The organism is Pseudomonas sp. URMO17WK12:I7 (assembly GCF_003269045.1).
GTDB lineage: Bacteria > Pseudomonadota > Gammaproteobacteria > Pseudomonadales > Pseudomonadaceae > Aquipseudomonas > Aquipseudomonas putida_J.
Genome location: NZ_QLTL01000039.1, coordinates 1 through 3,600 on the forward strand (window position 1 = coordinate 1; position 3,600 = coordinate 3,600).

Below are 3,600 nucleotides of genomic sequence, written 5' to 3' on the forward strand. Positions count from 1 at the left end.
TAGCTGCCGGCGTCGGGGACTTCGCTTTCGTGGGCGACCCAGATCCAGGTGCTGTGGAAGATTTTTTCCAGCTCGGCGTCGAACAGCGCCGGGTCAGTGTACAGGGAGGTGTGGACGCGGTCGGGCTGCACCAGCTCGGCCGGGTCGACCGTCAGGTTGACGGCGGGGATCAGGTTGCTCACGGGGTCACCTATGGGGGCGATTTCTTATGGGAGCAACGCTAAAGGGCAGGGGGGAGGGGCTCAATGACAGCGGCGGGCAATGTCGTTGCGTTTTGTGCAACAAGAGCGGAGGCCGCTTTGCAGCCTTTTCGCGACACAAGGCCGCTCCTACAAGGGAATGTGATCTCCTGTAGGAGCGGCCTTGTGTCGCGAAAGGGGCGCAACGCGCCCCAGCCATCCCAAGCCTTTCTCAGGCGCTAGCTGCCATGCGCACGGCCCTGGCCATCTCCGTGGCCAGCTCGCGGCTCAGGCCATCCAGGGTGCGCCCGCGCCGGGTGACGATCTGGATATCGGTCGCATTCATCGCCGGGCAATCGATGGCCAGCGCCTTGAACGTGCCGCTCTTGAGTTCGTCGATGATCGGCAACTCGGCCAGCAACGTGGCGCCCATGCCAGAGCGGACGAAGTCGAGGATCACCGCCAGCGAGTTGGAGGTGAGTGTGGGCACGATTGCAAACGGCTGGTCCTTGCACGCCGCGTCCGCCAGTTCGCGCACGCGAAAGTCTGCCCCCGGCAGCACCAGCGATTCACGTGCCACCTCTTCCAGGCTGACCGTGGAGCGCGCGGCCAGGCGGCTGTCGCGGTGCACGATCATGCGCAGTGGCTGGGTCAGGCTGTACAGACGCGTCAGGCGTGCGGTGGCGCTGGGGGCGAAGATCACGCCCAGGTGCGCTTCATCGGCCAGCACCCGGCGCTGCACTTCCAGCGAGGGCGCACTGATGATTTCGGCCTTGTGCGCGCCATGGGCATGCAGAAAACCCTGCAGCGAATTGATCGCCCGGGCACCCAGCAGGCCTTCGCCGATGGCGATCACCGTGGACGCCTGCTGCAGACCGCGCAGCGCGTCCAGGCGATCGACCAGTTGGGCATGTTGGCGGGTGCGTTCGACGTAGTAGTCCACCGCCGCCTCGCCGGCAGCCGTCAGGCTGATGCGGTGGGTGTCGGGGCGGACCAGCTTGATGTCCAGTTCCTCTTCCAGCCGGGCGATCTGCCGGCTGACCGATGAGGTGGCGACGCCCAGGGCTTCGGCGGCGGCGCGCATGGAGCCTTTGTCGTGGCTCAGGTGCAGATAACGCAGGCGATGGTCCTGCAAGTCGATGTGGCGGGTGGGCATGGCCTCGACCTCTGGGTAATCACGGCAGGCATTGGCGTGTCCCCATCGATCCTGGCGGGGCGCTTGCTGGGTTTTTTTATGGGCTCGGCGCAGCTGGCCGGCCTTGTCGCGCTCCTTGCCTGGCCATCCTACACCAGCTTTTTTCTCTCCGGAATCATGTGAAAAGTCGACTAAAAATTTTTCGGCATATCGCCCTGAAGGGTTATTTTTTTAGCTGATTTTCCATAGCGGGAAAGCGATATAAAAATTGATATTAATCAATTGGATATAAGGTTTCGCGCTGATTTTCAGGGTGGTATCCCAACAGGTTATGGCTATTTTTAGCGTGAAAATTCAATTGACAATTCACGTAATCGGTCGCAAATTTTGATCACCGGCACCTAAAACAAGAGAGACAGAACCATGCCGCCCGACCCAGCCTTTGCCCCCCTGCGTGGCCGCTGCTCGTCTTTGCCGAGCCAGGCTATTTCGCCGCCTGCCAAACAACACAAAAACCGCGCCTGAGACGGAGAATGTCCATGGATTCGCTTTGCCTGCGTGCCGCGCCTGTGTCGGCGCTCGCCTCCGGCCCTGCCTTCGAGGCCTTGCTTGACGGGGTGCGTGATCGTGCCCGCCTGGGTGAGTTCGATCGCCAGCGCCACATTTCCCGCGATGTGATCGATGCCTTCAAGGCCCATGGCGTGTACCGCGCCCTGGTGCCGAAACGCTTTGGCGGGCTGGAATGCTCGCCGGCGGCCTTCTGCGAAATGATCGAGCGTATCTCCCATGCCGACGGCTCGGCCGGTTGGGTTGCCAGCTTCGGCATGAGCCCGGTGTACCTGGCGGCGCTGCCGCTGGAGACCATCGCCGAAATCTACGGCAACAGCCCCGACACCGTGTTCGCCGGCGGCATCTTCCCGCCGCAACCGGCCGAGACCGTGCCCGGTGGCTTCAAGGTCAACGGCCGCTGGAAGTACTCCAGCGGCTCCATGGGCGCCGATATCGTTGGCGTCGGCATTGCCCCGCGCAACGGCGACAAGCTCGACCTGCCGCGCCTGGCGGTGCTGCCGCGCAGCCAGGCCCGCATCGAAGAAACCTGGGACACCGTCGGCCTGCTCGGCACCGGCAGCCACGACCTGCTGGTCGAAGACGTTGTGGTCGGCGAGCAATGGACCTTCGTGCGCGGTGGCAAGCCGAACCTCGACGAGCCGTTTTTCCGCTACCCATCGCTGTCGTTCGCCACCCAGGTGCTCTCAGTCGTCGGCCTGGGGATTGCCCGCGCCGCGCTGGACGAGCTGTCGGGCATGGCCAGCGGGCGCATCTCGGTAACCGGCGCCCCGGCACTGGCCGACCGCCCACTGGCCCAGGTCGACGTGGCCAAGGCCGAGGCGGCGCTGCGTTCGGCGCGGGCGTTCTTCTACGAATCCATCGAGCAGGCCTGGGCGCACGTGCTGGCCGGCGACCCGGTACCGATCGAGGTCACCAACCTGCTGCGCCTGTCTTCCACCCATGCCGCGCGTGTGGCCGCCGAAGTGGCGCGCAGCGCGCAGATGCTCTCGGGCATGACCGGCATCTACAACGAAAGCCCGCTGGCCCGCTGCGTCAATGACGCGCAAGTGGTCACCCAGCACGCCTTCATGGGCGACGTCACCTACCAGAACGCCGGGGCGATGTTCTTCGGCAAACAGCCCCTGCCGGGCTACCTGTAACTTTCGGGATTACTGACATGAGCGATAAGAAAGCCTTGCGCGTGCTGTTCTGCATGGGCATCAACCAGAACTTCTTCGATGCCCCGCGTGAGGAGCAACTGCAGGTGTGGGCCGCGTTCAGTGCGATGTGGAATGGCATCCACGACCTGGCCGGGGTCAACGTGCTGGGCAACATGGATGATGACCAGAGCATGGTCGGCCCGTCCGATGGCTTCCCCTGGACCACCTACCTGCTGGCCGACGTGCCGGACATCGAAACCGTGCATGCCGCCTGCAACCTGTTCCGCAGCACTGCGGTGGGCGAGGGGCCGTACAAGCTGTGGCGTTACGCCAAGGTCGAGGCCCGTGTCGGCCGCGAACTGATCATCCAGCGCGCCTGATTCGAGGAAGATGCCGTGACCAACCTGATCCCCGCCGTCAACCTGTCGGTCGACCCGGCCGAGCTGGTGCAGCCCGACCGCGTCCACACCTCCCTGTATACCGACCCGGCGCTGTTCGACGCCGAGCTGGAAAAAATCTTCCACAGCACCTGGATCTGGGTCGCCCACGAAAGCGAAGTCCCCGACGCCGGCAGCTA

At 64.0% G+C, this 3,600-nt stretch carries 3 protein-coding genes and 2 pseudogenes; 3 read left to right on the top strand and 2 right to left on the bottom strand.

Going from position 1 to position 3,600, the window contains the following annotated elements:
• Together H040_RS27110 and H040_RS27115 are read right to left on the bottom strand one after the other, a co-directional pair.
• Window positions 1-182 (bottom strand): annotated as a pseudogene (locus H040_RS27110) (aromatic ring-hydroxylating dioxygenase subunit alpha); the annotation flags it as partial.
• A gap of 229 nt (window positions 183-411) precedes the next feature.
• The gene (locus H040_RS27115) at window positions 412-1,335 is read right to left on the bottom strand and encodes a LysR family transcriptional regulator (RefSeq protein WP_033696323.1); all 924 of its coding nucleotides are present in this window, start codon (window positions 1,333-1,335) and stop codon (window positions 412-414) included.
• A 518-nt stretch (window positions 1,336-1,853) separates the two neighbouring features.
• Here H040_RS27115 and iacA point away from each other — a divergent pair.
• The 3 genes and pseudogenes from iacA to H040_RS27135 form a co-directional block, all read left to right on the top strand.
• Window positions 1,854-3,023 carry an indole-3-acetate monooxygenase gene (gene iacA, locus H040_RS27125; RefSeq protein WP_027919398.1) on the top strand — a complete coding sequence of 390 codons (1,170 nt, stop codon included), beginning with the start codon at window positions 1,854-1,856 and terminating at the stop codon, window positions 3,021-3,023.
• A gap of 17 nt (window positions 3,024-3,040) precedes the next feature.
• Entirely contained in the window at window positions 3,041-3,403 is a 363-nt protein-coding gene (locus H040_RS27130) for a hypothetical protein (RefSeq protein WP_027919399.1), read from the top strand.
• A 15-nt stretch (window positions 3,404-3,418) separates the two neighbouring features.
• Window positions 3,419-3,600, top strand: a pseudogene (locus H040_RS27135) (aromatic ring-hydroxylating dioxygenase subunit alpha); the annotation flags it as partial.